14 protein-coding genes are annotated in these 14,959 nt (G+C 69.6%); 3 read left to right on the forward strand and 11 right to left on the reverse strand.

Annotation, left to right across the window (positions count from 1 at the left end):
* Positions 1 to 61 precede the first annotated feature (61 nt).
* Positions 62 to 508 (reverse strand): hypothetical protein, encoded by a 447-nt coding sequence (locus tag Q7X29_RS15975; RefSeq protein WP_316574558.1) that lies wholly within the window; start codon positions 506 to 508, stop codon positions 62 to 64.
* A gap of 169 nt (positions 509 to 677) precedes the next feature.
* On the opposite strand from Q7X29_RS15975, the gene Q7X29_RS15980 reads away from it, so the two are divergent.
* Both Q7X29_RS15980 and Q7X29_RS15985 read left to right on the forward strand, forming a co-directional pair.
* Positions 678 to 2,078 carry a sensor histidine kinase gene (locus Q7X29_RS15980; protein WP_316574559.1) on the forward strand — a complete coding sequence of 467 codons (1,401 nt, stop codon included), beginning with the start codon at positions 678 to 680 and terminating at the stop codon, positions 2,076 to 2,078.
* Positions 2,079 to 2,092: 14 nt separating this feature from the next.
* A complete protein-coding gene (locus Q7X29_RS15985; RefSeq protein ID WP_218716102.1) occupies positions 2,093 to 2,734 on the forward strand; it encodes a LuxR C-terminal-related transcriptional regulator in 642 nt (213 codons plus the stop codon).
* A 7-nt stretch (positions 2,735 to 2,741) separates the two neighbouring features.
* On the opposite strand, the gene Q7X29_RS15990 is transcribed toward Q7X29_RS15985, so the two are convergent.
* The 5 genes from Q7X29_RS15990 to Q7X29_RS16010 form a co-directional block, all read right to left on the reverse strand.
* On the reverse strand, positions 2,742 to 4,538 hold the full coding sequence (locus Q7X29_RS15990; RefSeq protein ID WP_316575368.1) for an acyl-CoA dehydrogenase: 1,797 nt from the start codon (positions 4,536 to 4,538) through the stop codon (positions 2,742 to 2,744).
* 149 nt (positions 4,539 to 4,687) lie between these two features.
* A complete protein-coding gene (locus Q7X29_RS15995; protein ID WP_316574560.1) occupies positions 4,688 to 6,517 on the reverse strand; it encodes an acyl-CoA dehydrogenase in 1,830 nt (609 codons plus the stop codon).
* Positions 6,518 to 6,736: 219 nt separating this feature from the next.
* Entirely contained in the window at positions 6,737 to 7,954 is a 1,218-nt protein-coding gene (locus Q7X29_RS16000; protein WP_218717802.1) for a TetR/AcrR family transcriptional regulator, read from the reverse strand.
* A gap of 31 nt (positions 7,955 to 7,985) precedes the next feature.
* Complete coding sequence (locus Q7X29_RS16005) at positions 7,986 to 8,903, reverse strand: alpha/beta hydrolase (RefSeq protein ID WP_316574561.1); 918 nt, start codon at positions 8,901 to 8,903, stop codon at positions 7,986 to 7,988.
* Positions 8,900 to 10,294: a flavin-containing monooxygenase gene (locus tag Q7X29_RS16010; RefSeq protein ID WP_218717804.1), complete on the reverse strand. Its 1,395-nt coding sequence runs from the start codon at positions 10,292 to 10,294 to the stop codon at positions 8,900 to 8,902. The genes Q7X29_RS16005 and Q7X29_RS16010 overlap by 4 nt, the downstream gene beginning before the upstream one ends.
* A 98-nt stretch (positions 10,295 to 10,392) precedes the next feature.
* Between Q7X29_RS16010 and Q7X29_RS16015 the strand changes: the two genes are divergently transcribed.
* Positions 10,393 to 11,043 carry a TetR/AcrR family transcriptional regulator gene (locus tag Q7X29_RS16015; RefSeq protein WP_218717805.1) on the forward strand — a complete coding sequence of 217 codons (651 nt, stop codon included), beginning with the start codon at positions 10,393 to 10,395 and terminating at the stop codon, positions 11,041 to 11,043.
* 186 nt (positions 11,044 to 11,229) lie between these two features.
* On the opposite strand, the gene Q7X29_RS16020 is transcribed toward Q7X29_RS16015, so the two are convergent.
* The 5 genes from Q7X29_RS16020 to Q7X29_RS16040 all read right to left on the reverse strand — a co-directional run bounded on the left by Q7X29_RS16020 (position 11,230) and on the right by Q7X29_RS16040 (position 14,923).
* Complete coding sequence (locus tag Q7X29_RS16020; protein WP_218717806.1) at positions 11,230 to 11,631, reverse strand: hypothetical protein; 402 nt, start codon at positions 11,629 to 11,631, stop codon at positions 11,230 to 11,232.
* Positions 11,632 to 11,828: 197 nt separating this feature from the next.
* The gene (locus tag Q7X29_RS16025; protein WP_316574562.1) at positions 11,829 to 12,116 is read right to left on the reverse strand and encodes a hypothetical protein; all 288 of its coding nucleotides are present in this window, start codon (positions 12,114 to 12,116) and stop codon (positions 11,829 to 11,831) included.
* The gene (locus tag Q7X29_RS16030; RefSeq protein WP_218717808.1) at positions 12,107 to 13,180 is read right to left on the reverse strand and encodes a magnesium and cobalt transport protein CorA; all 1,074 of its coding nucleotides are present in this window, start codon (positions 13,178 to 13,180) and stop codon (positions 12,107 to 12,109) included. Before Q7X29_RS16030 ends, Q7X29_RS16025 begins: the two co-directional genes overlap by 10 nt.
* 50 nt (positions 13,181 to 13,230) lie before the next feature.
* Positions 13,231 to 13,509 carry a hypothetical protein gene (locus tag Q7X29_RS16035; RefSeq protein WP_218717809.1) on the reverse strand — a complete coding sequence of 93 codons (279 nt, stop codon included), beginning with the start codon at positions 13,507 to 13,509 and terminating at the stop codon, positions 13,231 to 13,233.
* A gap of 85 nt (positions 13,510 to 13,594) precedes the next feature.
* A complete protein-coding gene (locus tag Q7X29_RS16040) occupies positions 13,595 to 14,923 on the reverse strand; it encodes a cytochrome P450 (RefSeq protein ID WP_316574563.1) in 1,329 nt (442 codons plus the stop codon).
* Positions 14,924 to 14,959: the final 36 nt, after the last annotated feature.

Here is a 14,959-nt window from a genome sequence, read left to right on the forward strand (position 1 = left end):
CTAGAACGCGTTCTAGTTCATGATGCCATATCGGGGTGCGGGCCCGGGGGCGGCGCGGGAGCTATCGCCCGGTGACCTGCTCGATCGCGTGGAGCCAGGCGGCGTTGTCCGCGACGAAGAAGCCGACTTCGCCCGCCCTGGTGTCGACAACCAGGTGGGTGCGGCCGCCGGTCACCGCTCCCCGGAAGACCTTCGCTTCGCGCGCGGACACGATCTCGGCCACCGGCACGGCGAACGACGACCCGAGGTACGGCCGGAAATGCAGCTCGGTGGCGGTGAGCGCGACGACGCCGTTGCCTTTCGCCGCCGGGAACCCCGGCGCGGACGCGCCCCGATAGAGGGCCTGCTCCGGTCCGCGCACGAGCACGTCGTGGCGCAGGTCGCGGGTCAGCGCCTCGGTGACGCGCGCGCCGCGCCGCCGCAACCAGACGATGATCGGGATCGAGACGATCGCGAGTACCGCGAGAATCCCGGCGACCAGAACGACGACGAACCACAGGGTGCTCATGCGGTGATCATCGTTCGTGCGGGCCGACTCGTGAACAGGCGCGCCGCCGACACTTCCGCGGGTGGTTCGTGGCGGCCGGCCCAAGGTAGAAAGGGTGTGGCTGGCTACACCGGCAAACCGGTGGGCAGCTCCATCGAGATCCCGGTCCGCCACGACAACCATGGGAGTCATGACCCACACTCCAGCCGAGCCGACCCTGATCATCCCTGGTCCCGGTGCGCAGACCGAGGTGATCGATCCCGGACCACCCGCGGACCCGGCCCGCCGTCGCGGCGTCCTCGCCACCGTGGCACGGGCACCCTTCCAGCCGCGGACCTGGAAGGAACTCGGCTACCTCGTCTTGTCGTTCGTGCTCGGCTGCGTGGTCGTGTGCTATCTGTTCTTCGGGTTCGGTGGCGGGCTGTACGCGTCGATCCTGCTCGTCGGCATCCCGCTGTTGGCACTGATCCTGCTCGGTGGCCGGGTGTGGGGGCGGATCTACCGCTCGCTCGGGCGAGGACTGCTCGGCGTCCGGGTCGAGGCGCCCCCGGATTTCGTCCGCGCACCGGGCCTGCTCGGATTCCTCAGGAGCGCGTTCACCGATCGGGTGAGCTGGCGCGCGACGCTGTTCCTGCTCGCCCAGGCGGTGCTGGGCGTCGTGGTCGGCTACGTCGTGCTCGTCGTGACCGCGATGGTCGTCTTCACGGCGATCTCGCCGATTCCCTGGGTCCTGTTCGACCCGGTCCAGGTGGACGAGAGCGGCGTGGAGCGACACAGTCTCGCGCAGTTCGGTTCGTTCTATATCGACACCTGGCCCCGGTCACTGGCCATGGCCGGTATCGGCGTCGCCCTGTGTTTCACGCTGCCGTGGCTGATCCGCGGCGTCTGCTGGGTGCACGGGATGCTGATCACCCACCTGCTGGCGGCGACACCGCGGGACCGGCAGCTGGCCGAGCTGCGCGCCAGCCGACGGGCCGCGGTCGACGATGCCGCCGCGACACTGCGCCGGGTCGAGCGCGACCTGCACGACGGCACCCAGGCGCGGCTGGTCACCATCGCGATGGCGCTCGGCCGGGCCGAGGAACGCCTGGCCACCGGCGGCGATCCCGGCGACCTCATCGCCGAGGCGCGTGCCGGCGCCAAGGAAGCGCTGACCGAGCTGCGGGAACTGGTGCGTGGCATCCACCCGCCCGCGCTCGAACTCGGCCTCGGCCCCGCCCTCGAGACACTCACGGCCCGATGCGCGGTGCCGGTGGAACTGCGCGTGCAGCTGCCGCGCCGACCGAGCCCCGCGATCGAGGCGATCGCCTACTTCTCGGTCGCCGAACTGCTCACCAATGTCGTCAAACACGCGCGGGCGACGGCGGCCACCGTCACGGTGTTGCCCGACAGTCTGCGCGCCTTGGCGATCACCGTGCGTGACAACGGAATCGGCGGCGCGCTCGCGTCCGGTGTCGACGCTGCGGGCGGCAGCGGGCTGGCCGGTCTCGCCGCCCGCGCCCGTGCTGTCGACGGCACACTGAGCGTCGACAGTCCGGCCGGTGGGCCTACGGTGGTCACCATGGTGTTGCCGATGGCGGGTCCCCGGTGAGCGCGCCCGGACCCCTGCGGGTGGTGATCGCCGAGGACAGCGCCATCCTGCGCGACGGCCTGGCCGGGCTGCTGACCGAGCGCGGCCACGACGTGGTCGCGATGGTCGGCGACGCCACCTCCCTGAGTGAGGTGGTCGGCGCCCAGCGGCCCGACGTCGCGGTGGTGGACGTGCGGATGCCACCCACGTTCACCGACGAGGGCCTGCTGGCCGCGATCGAGCTGCGCCGGGCGTACCCGGGCACCGGTGTACTGGTCTTCTCGCAGTGGATCGAAACCCGCTACGCCACCGAACTTCTCGCCGCGGGTGCGGGCGGTGTCGGCTACCTGCTCAAGGACCGGGTCGCCGATGTCGCCGATTTCGTCGACGCGTTGCATCGGGTCGCGACCGGCGGCACCGCCCTCGACCCGGAGGTGGTCAAGCAGCTGATGGGCGCGTCCCGGCAGCAGGACGCCCTGACCCGCCTCACGCCGCGTGAGCGCGAGGTCCTGGAACTGATGGCCCAGGGCCTGACCAACAACGCGATCGCCGCCGCCCTCACCGTCACCGAACGCGCGGTCGAGAAGCACATCGGCAACATCTTCACCAAACTCGACCTGCCGCCCTCCGACACCCACCACCGCCGGGTCCTCGCGGTCCTGCGCCTGCGCGGATGACCTGCGGTCAGAACCAGGCGTCGTCGGTCTCCAGGGTGGTGCGGTCCAACGCGGCGAGCAGATCCAATTGCGGTGCGGTCTTGGGCAGTTCGTAGCGGAAGTAGTAGCGGGCCGCCGCGCGCTTGCCGTCGTAGAAGTCGCCGTCCTTGCCGACGGTCGCCAGCTCTTGCTCGAGCCAGATCCAGGCGACCACGAGGTGGCCGAACGCCTCCAGATAGACGGCGGCGTTGGCCATGGCCGCCGCCGGGTCGCCCGCGGCGAACATGGCCGCGGTGACGGCGAGCAGTCGCTGCCACGCGGCGTCGAGTCGTTCGGCGTGCTCGGCGGGCTGTCCGCCCGCTTCGCGGGCCGCGGTCACGGTCGCCGCGATGTGTTCGCTGAGCAGCAGCAGGGCGGCGCCGTCGTGCTGGATCACCTTGCGGCCGAGCAGGTCCAGGCCCTGGATGCCGTGGGTACCCTCGTGGATGGGGTTGAGCCGGTTGTCGCGGTAGTGCTGTTCGACGTCGTACTCGCGGGTGTAGCCGTAGCCGCCGTGGACCTGGATCGCCAGATTGTTGGCTTCCAGGCACCACTGCGAGGGCCAGCTCTTGGCCACCCCGGTGAGGATTTCCAGCAGCCGGGTGTGTGCGCGGGCGGCATCGGGGTCGGTGGTGGTGCGCTCCAGGTCGACGAGCCGGTTGCAGTACAGCAGCAGCGCCAGCGCGCCCTCGCTGTAGGCCTTCTGCGCCAACAGCATTCGCTTCACGTCGGGGTGTTCGATGATCGGGATCTGCGTGCTGGCCGGGTCCCTGCTGGTGAGGGCGCGACCCTGGTGGCGGCTGCGCGCGTACTCGACGGACTTGAGGTAGCCGGTGTAGCCGAGCGCGGTGGCGCCCAGACCGACGCCGAGGCGGGCCTCGTTCATCATCGTGAACATGTAGGACAGGCCGCGGTGCGGTTCGCCGACGAGGTAGCCGACGGCGCCGGGCGCTCCGCCGGGGGTGTGGCGGCCTTCGCCGAAGTTGAGCGCGGTGTTGGTGGTGCCCCGGTAGCCCATCTTGTGGTTGAGCCCGGCCAGCACGACGTCGTTGCGCTCGCCGCGCGAGCCGTCCTCGTCGACGAGGAACTTCGGCACGATGAACAGCGAGATGCCCTTGGTGCCCGCGGGCCCGCCGGGGATCTTCGCCAGCACCAGGTGCACGATGTTCTCGGTCAGTTCGTGATCGCCGCCGGAGATCCACATCTTCGACCCGAACAGTCGGTAGGTGCCGTCGTCCCGCGGTTCGGCGCGGGTGACGATGTCGGCCAGCGAACTGCCCGCCTGCGGCTCGGACAGGCACATGGTGCCGGTGGCCGTTCCCTCGATCATCGGGCGGACGAACCGGTCGATCTGCTCGGCGCTGCCGTGCGCCGCGATCAGATTCGCGTTGCCGATGGTCAGGAACACGTAGGCGGTGGTGCCGACATTGGCGGCCTGGAACCAGCTCATGCCCGCGGCCTGCACGGTCGCGGGCAGTTGCAGCCCGCCCAGGGCCTCGTCCATGCTCGCGCCGATGAGATCGGCCTTGGTGAACGCCTCGACCGCGACGCCCACCTCGGGGATCATGGTGACGGTCGTGCCGTCGAAGGTGGGTTCGTGGCTGTCGTTGCGCTTGTTGTGCGGGGCGAAGTAGCGCGTCGCGATGTCCTCGCACAGCTCCAGGAAACCGTCGAAGGTCTGCTTGGAATGTTCGGCGAACCGCGCTGCCCTGGTCAGGTCCTCCACGCGCAGCCATTCGTAGAGCAGGAAGTCCAGATCCCGGCGGGAGATCAAGGTCGAGCGCACGGTCGTCCTCTCCGGGGCGCCCGCCTCGGCCGGTAGCCCCTGTGCTGTCGGCACCAAGCTACCGACGATCGGTCGGCGGTTCCGGAGAATCCCGCCGCGGGGTCGGCGCCGCGGCGAGACGCGAGGTCTCGCCGCGGCGCCGACTCGGGTCAGAACGCGGCTTCGGCGACGGCCATGGCGTCGTCGGTCAGCCCCGCGATGACCGCGCGATCGGCGGTCAGCCGGGGCAGGACCTCGCGCGCGAAGAACGCGGCCACGGCCACCTTGCCGTCGTAGAAGTCCCGCTCCCCGGTCCCGCCGTCGAGGGCCGCCAGGGCGACCTCGGCGTTGACCAGCAGGCGCCAGCCGATGAACAGGTCGCCGACGGCCATCAGGAAGCGGACCGAACCCAGGCCGACCTTGTACAGCTCGGTCGGCTGCTCCTGGGCGCCCATCAGGTGGCCGGTCAGGGTGGCGGCCATGGTCTGGACATCCTCGAGCGCGGTGGCCAGCAGCTTGCGCTCGCCCTTGATGCGCTCGTTGGCGGAGTCGGCGTCGATGAACTTCTGGATCTGGCCCGCCACGTGGGCCAGGGCCACACCGCGGTCACGTGCGATCTTGCGGAAGAAGAAGTCCTGCGCCTGGATGGCGGTGGTGCCCTCGTAGAGCGAGTCGATCTTGGCGTCGCGGATGTACTGCTCGATCGGGTAGTCCTGCAGGAAGCCGGAGCCACCGAAGGTCTGCAGCGAGTCGGTCAGGTACTGGTATGCGCGCTCGGAGCCGACACCCTTGACGATCGGCAGCAGCAGGTCGTTCACCCGCGCGGCCAGTTCGGCGTCGGCGCCCGAAACGTGCTGGGCGACTTCGGGATCCTGATGCGCGGCGGTGAACAGGTACACCGAACGCAGGCCCTCGGCGTAGGCCTTCTGCATGAGCAGCGAACGGCGCACGTCGGGGTGGTGCAGGATCGTGACGCGGGGCGCGGTCTTGTCGGCCATCCGGGTCAGGTCGGCGCCCTGGACGCGGGTCTTGGCGTACTCGAGGGCGTTGAGGTACCCCGTCGACAGGGTCGCGATGGCCTTGGTGCCGACCATCATGCGAGCGTTCTCGATGACCTCGAACATCTGCGCGATGCCGTTGTGCGCGTCACCGACGAGCCAGCCCTTGGCGGGCACGCCGTGGCCGCCGAAGGTGAGCTCACAGGTGGCCGAGGCCTTCAGACCCATCTTGTGCTCGACGTTGGTGACGAACACGCCGTTGCGGTCGCCGAGTTCGCCGGTGGCGGAGTCGAAATGGAACTTCGGCACGAAGAACAGCGACAGGCCCTTGGTGCCGGGGCCGGCGCCTTCCGGACGGGCGAGCACCAGGTGCACGATATTGCCGAACAGATCGTCGGAGTCGGCGGAGGTGATGAACCGCTTCACACCGTCGATGTGCCAGGAGCCGTCCTCCTGCGCGATCGCCTTGGTGCGGCCCGCGCCGACGTCGGAGCCTGCGTCGGGTTCGGTCAGCACCATGGTGGCGCCCCAGCCGCGCTCGACGATGATGCGGGCCCATTCGCGTTGCAGGTCGTTGCCGACGCGGTCGAGGATGTCGGCCATCACCGGACCCATGCTGTACATGTGCGCGGCAGGCTGGGCGCCGAGGACGAACTCGGTGACCGCCCATTCCAGGATGGCCGGGGCGGCGACACCGCCGAGCGACTCGGCCTTACCCAGCCGCCACCACTCCGCGTCGTACCAGGCGCGGACGGCGCGCTTGAACGATTCCGGCAGCGAGACCGTGTGTGTGGCCGGGTCGAACGTGGGCGGGTTGCGGTCGGCGTCGGCGTACGGTGCCGCGACCGGGCCCTCGGCGAGCCGGGCCGCCTCGCTGAGCACCGAGCGCGCGGTGTCGGCATCCATATCACCGAAAGTGCCTGCGGCGAGGATGGTGTCGAGTCCGTACACCTCGAACAGGTTGAACTCGAGGTCTCGCACGTTGCTCTTGTAATGACTCACGAACGTTGCCTTCTCGGTGGGCCGGGGACGCGCCGCGTCCGGGGGAACAGGGGAGCGGCGGTGCGGCTCCCGCGGCACACTGTGCGGCACGGCTCGGCGGTCGGCAACGATAAGTGAACGGAGCCTAAAACGAGGTCGGGCGAGGTGGCCGGGTCCAGCGGCTGGTGATCGGCCGTCGATGGCCGGGAGGACAGGGCCCGGGAGTGGCGTGAATCACTATCAGGGCCGGGTGAGGTCGAGCGGGACGGCCTGGATCCGTTCGGCCACCGTGACCAGGACGTCGACCAGATCCGGGCGCGCGGCCAGCCGTGGGTTGCGGACCGCTTCGATGACCACCGTGGTCGCCGCGCGGATGAGCATGCGCGCCACCGGTGGTGCCACTTCCGGACGCTGGGTCCGCAGCATCCGGGCCCAGCGGCCGATCCCGTCCTGACGCACCTGCCGGTACCGGCGTTCGGCCGCCGTCGGCAGATACCGGGTCTGGCTGACCGTGATGGCGAGCAGGTCGGGTTCGTCGACGCCGAACCGGGCGAAGTTGCGGGTCAGGGTCCGCAGCGCTTCACCGGGATCGCGGCCGTGCGACAGCGCGCGCGAGACCATCAGGTGCACCCACTCGTCGTGTCGGCGCACGATCTCGTCGAGCAGCTGAGCCTTGCTGTCGAAGTAGTGATAGACGGCGGGGCCGGTGATGCCGACGGCCGCACCGATGTCGTCGATGCTCACCCCGGGGTAGCCGCGGGCGGTGAACAGGTGCGCGGCCGCGGCGAGCAGGCGTTCGCGACGCACCGTACGGTCGAGTCCGGGACGGTCGCTGGCCGCCCAGTGCGCGCGAACGTGCGCCGCGCCTGCCCCGGACGCGGGGAGCTCCACGGCCAGAACCGCCCGCACGGTCGCGACGAGAATTCGCGCCGCGACCGGCGGGGGCAGCTCGAGCCGGTGATAGGCCGGGCTCGCCGCGACCGAGAAGGCCGCCCAGCTCAGCAGTTCCACGTCGGCGGGCCGCAGATCCGGTCGTTGCGCCCGCAGGGTCCGGCGCAGGAACTCCGTGATCCGGGCGGCCCGCAGGAGCACCGCGATCCGGTCGGTCGGGTGCAGATGGCGGAACTCGAGCTGCCACAGCCGGGGCAGGCCACGCCGGTCCAGCGCCACCTGGACCAGTTCGACGACCACCGTGTCACCGGCGGGGCACCGCCGGTAGGCACCCTCGAGCCGGGCCAGCGCGTCGTCCAATCCGGCGAGCAGACACTGTCCGAGCAGATGCTGCTTGCTGTCGAAGTGCCGGTAGAGCGCGCCGGGAGAAATGCCCACCCGCGCGGCGACCATCGCCATCGACGTGTCGTGATACCCGTCGTGCGCGAACGCGTCGAACGCGGCGGCGAGGATGATCGTGCGACGATTGCGCGGTCGCGTGCGGCGGGTGGTCACCTCGGATCTCATCCCCCTCAGTGTGCCCGCACGATGGGTCCGGCTAGGGAAGGGATACTCCTTCGCCGCGCGGGGCCGTCGGCACATGCCGCCGCAGGAAGTCGAGCTGATCGGCGACGACGCGATCGAAGGCCGCACCGCGGTAGATGTCGAAGTGTCCGTCCCGATAGGTGCGGATTTCGCCTCGAGGCGCGCGGGCGGCGTAGCGCAGAGTGGGCCCGGCCGGGGCGACCGAGTCGGTCTCGCACACCGAGAACAGGATCGGGACCTGGACATCGGGGGTGAGACGACCGGGCCGGTCGGTGAGGATATCGAGCACCACGCGCGCGGCGACCTCGTTACGGAAGTCCATGCCGGGCGGGACCAGGCCCAGATAGCCGGGTTCGGCGTCGGGAGCGCTCATCAGCGCCGTGCTGTGGACGGGTCCGGCGGTGGCGATCATGTGTGGCGCGCGTCCGAGTCGGGTGCCGACGACATCGCGCAGCCAGGCGACGGTCGCCTTCACCGAGCTGATCGCAGGGACCGCCAGGGTGGAGGCCACGCCGTCGGTGAACGGGCACTGCGCGATCGCGGCCACGAGACCGGGGGGACGTTGCGCGGCGGTGTAGATGACATGCCCGCCGCCGAAGGAGGTGCCCCAGGCGATGATTCGCTCACCGTCCACCTGAGGCAGCTGCCGTGCGAAGGTGAGTGCGGCGGCCCAGTCGGCGCGTTGTTCGGTGGTCGAGAGCAGGTGCCGGGGTGTGCCGTCGCTGTCGCCGAAATACCGGTAGTCGAACACCAGACACGCGTAGCCCGCGGCCGTGAACCGTTCGGCATAGGCGGCCAGACCCATTGCCCGGACCGCGCCGAGGCCGTGCGCCATCACGATCACGGGCGGCCGCTCGCCCTCGGGCAGGTACAGCGTCGCGGCGCAGCGTTCGCCGGCCACGGAGGGAAATCGCAGGATTTCGCTGCTCATCGCGGCGTCACCTCGAGCTCGCGTTCGCGGCGCGCCGACACGGACGCGGTCGGGTAATCGGCACTCGACATCCCGGCGGGGCGGGCGGCGCCGCGGCGGCGCTCCAGGCGCAGATCGCGCATGTAATCGTCGAAATCGACCTGGATGGTGTGCCGCTTGGACGCCACATAGCGACGTTCCAGTCCCCGACGATGCGCGGTGATCTCCCGCTCCATCGCCCGGCGGTCGGGCAGGTGGTAGACGCCGTGCAGGTGATCGGCCACGAGATGGGCCTGGCGTTCGGCGATCGGCATGATGGCGCCCAACGGCTGGATCAGGCCGAGGAAGTACAGACCGGGGACGTCCGGATGGAAGAGCCTGCGGTACAGGCCGATCCGGTTGTCGCCGGAGGGGTCGAGGAAACCGGGGTCGAAGAACGGGAAGCTGATCTTGTAGCCGGTGCAGAACACCACCAGATCCGCGGCGACGCGGCGGCCGTCGGCGAAGACGACTTCGTCGCCGTCGAACCGGTCGATGGTGGGTACCGGTGTGATCGCGCCGTGCGCCAGCCGATCCAGGATGCGGCTCGACATCGTCGGATGTGCCTGGGCGAATTTGTGATCCGGTGCGGGCAGGCCGTATCGGGTCATCGGTCCGGTGGCGGCGGCCATCAGTCGCCGGGCCAAGGGCCAGCGCAGGAAGGAGGGGATCCATTCCGCTCCGCCGATCTGGTCATAGGGTCGCCCCCAGACGTATTTCGGGATGACGTGGACGCCGCTGCGGGCCGAGAGATAGGTCTGTGCCGCGTGATACGAGGCGTCGACGGCGATATCCATCGCCGAGTTACCCATGCCGAGTACGACGACGCGCTTGCCTGCCAGCTGCGCTTCGTCGGTATATGCGTGGGAGTGCATGATCTGTCCGCGGAATTCACTCGCGCCGGGAAACATCGGCTCGGGCAGGCGAGGATCCCAGTGGTGGCCGTTGGCGACGAGAACCGCGTCGTAGCAGACGATCTCGCCGGTCGACAGGGTGACGTCGAAGGTGCCGTCGGTTTGTGGGGCGACATGGGTGACGCCGGTGCGGAACCGGATCCGCTCGCCGAATCCGAAATGCGTGACGTAGTCGGCGAAGTACTGCGCGATCTGGTCGTGGCGGGCGAAGTCGGGCAGGTGAGCGGGCATCGGGAAGTCGCTGAACTCCATCCGTTGCCGCGAGGTGTTGATGTGCAGTGACTTGTACGCCGCCGAGACGCCGTTGCTGTTGCCCCACACCCAGTTGCCGCCGACCCGGTCGGACAGCTCGTAACAGTCCACGTCCAGGCCGCGTTCGGCCAGCACCTTCACCGCGGCGATGCCGGCCGAGCCCGCGCCGATCACGCACACCCGGGCGCCCTTGGAGGGGTCGAACATGTTGCACACTCCTTTGTGACCAGTGGTCATATGACCACTGGTCACTGTACGATCGAGTGGTCGCACCGTCAAGAGCCCGCGGGCAGAGGAGAGCAGTGATGCCGACAGGGACATGGGACCGGCTCGCGCCCGCCCGCCGCGCCGCGGTGGTGGCGGCCGCCGAGGCCGAGTTCGCCGCGCGGGGGTTCAGCGGCGGCAGTCTCAACACGATCTGCCGGGAGGCGGGCGTCGCCAAGGGCAGCCTGTTCCAGTACTTCACCGACAAGGCGGACATGTATGTCTACCTGGCCGAACAGTCCAGTGAACGGATCCGCTCGACCATCGAGGCGGCCGCGGCCGAACTGCCGTGGGACACCGATTTCGTCGGCTCGTTCGAGAAACTGGTGGAGACCTGGGTGCGGTATTTCTACGGGCATCCGCTCGAGCGAGCCATGACCGCCGCCACCAACCTCGAACCCGACCCGGTCGCCCGCACGGCGGTCCGCGAGGCCGTCAACCGGCATTACCTGGCGGTCCTGCGTCCCCTCATCGAACGCGCGGTGGACACCGGGGTGATCCGCCGCGATGCCGACATCGATGCCCTGCTGGCGCTGCTGCTGCTGATGCTTCCGCATCTGGCCCTGGCCCCGCACGTCCAGGGGCTGGATCCGCTACTCGGCCTGGCCGATGGGGGCGCCGATCATGCGGTGAGCGTCGCGTTGACGCTGGTCACGACGGTTCTCGAGCCATTTCGGATCAACCCGACGTGAGTCTCTCGCGGGTGGGGCCGAGGGGCGGTGGATCGGGGCGAGCCGGGACACCGCCGCAGTCTCCTCAGCCGGTTCGATGTCGCGGGACGTCACCACCTGACCGCCCGACGGCAATGGGCGAAGCGCCCGCAGGCAATCTGCCAGGTGGGCGCTTCGCCGGGCAGGGCCGATCTGGCCTCGGCGGGGTCAGGCCGCGTCGAGGGCGGCGGTGATCTTGTGGAGCATCGCGGTCACGGCAGGGCTGGGCCGGCCGTTGGTGAACTGGGTGGCGGATTCGGTCGCGGTCAGCACGGTGTCGCGGAAGTTCTCGGCTTCGGCCGGGTGGTGCGCGCCGAGCAGGCGCATGGCCGCCGTGAGGCTCGGCAGCACCTGGTCGGCGAGTTCGGCGACGGACTTGCCGTGCAGGTGAATGTCTGCTGACTTGGCCGCGAGCACATGCCCGACCAGTCCGGTCGCCGAGGTGAGTGCGATCGTGCCGTGCGAGATCGCCTTGTGCGGCGCGCCCGCGGCCGCCAGCAGCGACACGGCGCCGTAGGCCGCGGTGCGCAGGGTGCTGTTGTCCTGGTCGGTCAGCGTGATGATGGACATGTCGGGTGCTCCTCGAAGTCGGTGGTGGCGCCGATCGAAACGGTGCCGGTCGGTGTGTTCGATGTGCACAACTGTCGCCGGACCGCCTGATACCGAGCTGACGTCGGCCTGACACCGCCGCTGACACCGCGAGGAGGCGATCGGCCCGGCCGAGGCTCAGGTGTCGACGTTCGCCGTCGTACCCGTGCGCGAACTCGTCACCTGTCGGAGCGCGACTCGATGGCGAGATCGACGCGCGCGGCCAGGGCGTCCAGCACCGCGACCTGAGCGGCGGGAACCTCGATCCGCATGATCGCGTCGCCGTCGAAGGTGAACACGAAGAACGAGCAGCAGCTCGATTCCCGCGCGGCGAGCTCACGCGCCGTGGTTTCGGCCCCGGCCGACAGCGACAGCTCGAGCCGCGTCGGCGCCGGACGCCGCCCGCTCCCGACGTGCTCGGCGAAGAATCGGTCGAACTCGGCGACTCGTAGTCCCGTCAGAGCCACCTGATCCGGCGGAACACCACTACCAGTGCCGAGCACACGATCGCCATGGTCGCCAAGACCACGGGATAGCCCCAGCCCTGTTTCAGCTCCGGCATGTAGTCGAAGTTCATTCCGTAGATGCCGGCGATCATCGTGGGCACCGCCAGGATCGCCACGAACGCCGAGATCCGGCGCATGTCGGCGTTCTGCTGGACGGCGATCTTGGCCACCGCCGCGTTCACCAACGCGGTCAGCGACTCGTCGAGGTCGTTGATCCGCTCGGTGACACCGGTGTGGTGATCGGCCACGTCGCGCAGGTAGCGGCGAATCTCCTTCGGCAACGGCGCCTCGGGGCGGGTCAGCAGCTGCAACGGTTGCCCCAAGGGGCTCACCGCCCGCCGCAATTCCACGATCTCGCGCTTGAGCTGATAAATCGATTCGATCGGCAACCGGCTGCGCGGGGTGAACAACTCCTCCTCGATCTGGTCGACGTCGTATTCCACCGACTGGGCGACGGCGATGTAGGAGTCGACCACGTGATCGGTGATCGCGTGCAGCACCGCACCCGACCCCCGCGCGAGACGCTGCGGGTCCGCTTCCAGCCGCTGCCGGACATCGGCGAGCCCGGAATGTTCACCGCGCCGGACCGCGACCACGAAATCGGGTGCGGTGAACACCATGATCTCCCCGGTCTGCACGATCTCGCTCACCGTCGCCATGTCGTGCTCGACATAGGCGACCGTGCGCATCACCGTGACCAACGTGTCGTCGTAGCGCTCCAGCTTCGGCCGCTGGTTGCCCCTCACCGCGTCCTCGACCGCCAGCGAGTGCAGCCCGAACGTCCCCGCGATCTCACTCATCTGCCGGGCATCGGGTTCGAACAACCCCACCCAGACGAACCCCTCGCCTCGACGCCGTACCTCCGCCAGCGCCGCGGCCGGGGTGCACCGGCCGGGCAGGCGCCGCCCGTCCACATAGACACCGCAATCGACGATCGCCCGCGCCGTCGGGACGGCCGGTTTCGGCACGATCCGCGCCGGAGCGCGTCGGGAACGTCGAAAACGGAACTGCGGAGCTGATGACACCGCACCGATCCTACGGAGTCGCCAGGGCTGTCCGGCGGGCGACGAATCGGCTATCCGTGCGGCTGACCCGGGTCGTAGCCGGGGCAGCCGGGGTACGGGCGGGGCAGGTCGGGCTTGGCGCCGAAGCACACGCTGTTCGGGTCGGTCGGATCGTAGGAATCGCCCTCTCGGCGGTTGCCGGTCGGCAGCGGGACGGTGCTGGTGGAGCCGGTGGGGGTGGTGGTGGGTGGGGTCGTCGTGCTGGTCGGCACCGGGTCGGACGCGCGCGAGCAACCGGCCCCGAGGAGCGCGAAGGCGAGCACGGAAGTGACGAGCAGGGTGCGGTTCACAACAGTCCCTTCCTCGGAGATCGCCGCCGCCGATGAACGGCCAGCACACTTCCGGCAACACTACTGTGGCCGGCCGTCGCTCTCGTCAGCGGGGCAGCAGGGTGATGCGCGCGTTGTCGGCCGGACTCAAACCGGTGTGATAGCGCCGCGGCGGCTCGATGGGGCCCTCGATCGGGGCGATGCGGCGATGTTCGAGCACTGTGCGGAACAGGATGCGCGCCTCGGCCAGGGCGAACTGCGCGCCGAGGCAGCGGTGCGCGCCCGCGCCGAAGGTGAGCCAGGTGCTGGTGCTCGGCCGCTGGTCGAGGAAGCGCTCGGGGCGGAAGGTCATCGGGTCCGGGTAGTGGTGCTCGGATTCGTGGATCAGCAGGATCGGCACGATGACGATCGCGCCCTGCGGGATGGTGATGCCGTTGATCTCGGTGTCGCGCAACGCCCGTCGGCCGGTGAACGGCGAGACGGGACGCAGGCGCATGACTTCGGCGACCACCGCGTCGAGGTAGGCGTCCAGGCGCGCGCCGTCACCGGTGTCGACAGCGGTGTCGACCTCGGCCATGGCGCCGGGATGGGCGGCCAGCATGGCGGCGATCCAGCCGAGGGTGATGGCGGTGGTCTCGTAGGCGCCCAGCAGGATTCCGCGCATATTGCGGGCCAGCGCGGGATCGTCGTGCTGGTCGAGATCGGTGCCGATGTAGCGCGAGAGCACGTCGCGGCGCTCGGTCGCGCGCTCGGGGGCGGCCCGGCGGGCGGTGATCTCCTCGACGATGACGGCGTCGACCTCGCGCTGGGCACGGCGCAGCGGCGGATAGGGGATGGTCAGGCCGCCGAGGAACGGGGTGATCAGGGTGACGGCGAGGAATCCGCGGCTCTCGATCTCGCCGAACCACGCGCCGACCGCGTTCTTCAGCCGGTCCCGGCGCTCGGGCGCGACCTCGCCGAAGACGACACCGAGCAGCACGCCGATGGCGAGGTCGTAGCCGGCGGTCAGGAATTCGAAGGACTCACCCACCGGCCACTTCGGCAGTTCTCGTTCGACCACCTCGACCATCAGGTCCTCGTAGGAACGCAGTGCGGCGGTTTGGAACGGCGGCGCGAAATGCTTGCGCTCGCGACGGTGCTCGTCACCGTCGAGGAAGATCATCGTCTGCTTGCCGAACATCACGTCGTGACTCGAGAAGCGGCTCAGCACCTGACCGATGGAGAAGTCGTCGTGATTGGCGAACAGCGCGCGCACATCGCCGGGTTCGTGGGTGACCAGCATCGTGGGAAATCCCGGCGGATCGACGACGAACCGCTCGCCGAATTCCCGCAGCGGGGAACTCTGGGTGCCCGGGCGCAGCAGTGTGCCCAGCTCGCCGAGCCGGCGCAGGGGTAGTCGGGGCAGGTCGCGCAGCGAGATCGGGGTCTGTGACACTCCGCCATCCTCACCGCGAAATTGCCGTTGTGCCAT

The organism is Nocardia canadensis (assembly GCF_032656385.1).
Taxonomy (GTDB): domain Bacteria; phylum Actinomycetota; class Actinomycetes; order Mycobacteriales; family Mycobacteriaceae; genus Nocardia; species Nocardia canadensis.

Excerpts from the sequence above, each read along its gene's own strand:
- Q7X29_RS15975 (WP_316574558.1), bottom strand. The coding sequence starts at position 508 with ATGAGCACCCTGTGGTTCGTCGTCGTTCTGGTCGCCGGGATTCTCGCG.
- Q7X29_RS15980 (WP_316574559.1), top strand. The coding sequence starts at position 678 with ATGACCCACACTCCAGCCGAGCCGACCCTGATCATCCCTGGTCCCGGT.
- Q7X29_RS16000 (WP_218717802.1), bottom strand. The coding sequence starts at position 7,954 with ATGAGATCCGAGGTGACCACCCGCCGCACGCGACCGCGCAATCGTCGC.
- Q7X29_RS16005 (WP_316574561.1), bottom strand. The coding sequence starts at position 8,903 with ATGAGCAGCGAAATCCTGCGATTTCCCTCCGTGGCCGGCGAACGCTGC.
- Q7X29_RS16010 (WP_218717804.1), bottom strand. The coding sequence starts at position 10,294 with ATGTTCGACCCCTCCAAGGGCGCCCGGGTGTGCGTGATCGGCGCGGGC.
- Q7X29_RS16015 (WP_218717805.1), top strand. The coding sequence starts at position 10,393 with ATGCCGACAGGGACATGGGACCGGCTCGCGCCCGCCCGCCGCGCCGCG.
- Q7X29_RS16020 (WP_218717806.1), bottom strand. The coding sequence starts at position 11,631 with ATGTCCATCATCACGCTGACCGACCAGGACAACAGCACCCTGCGCACC.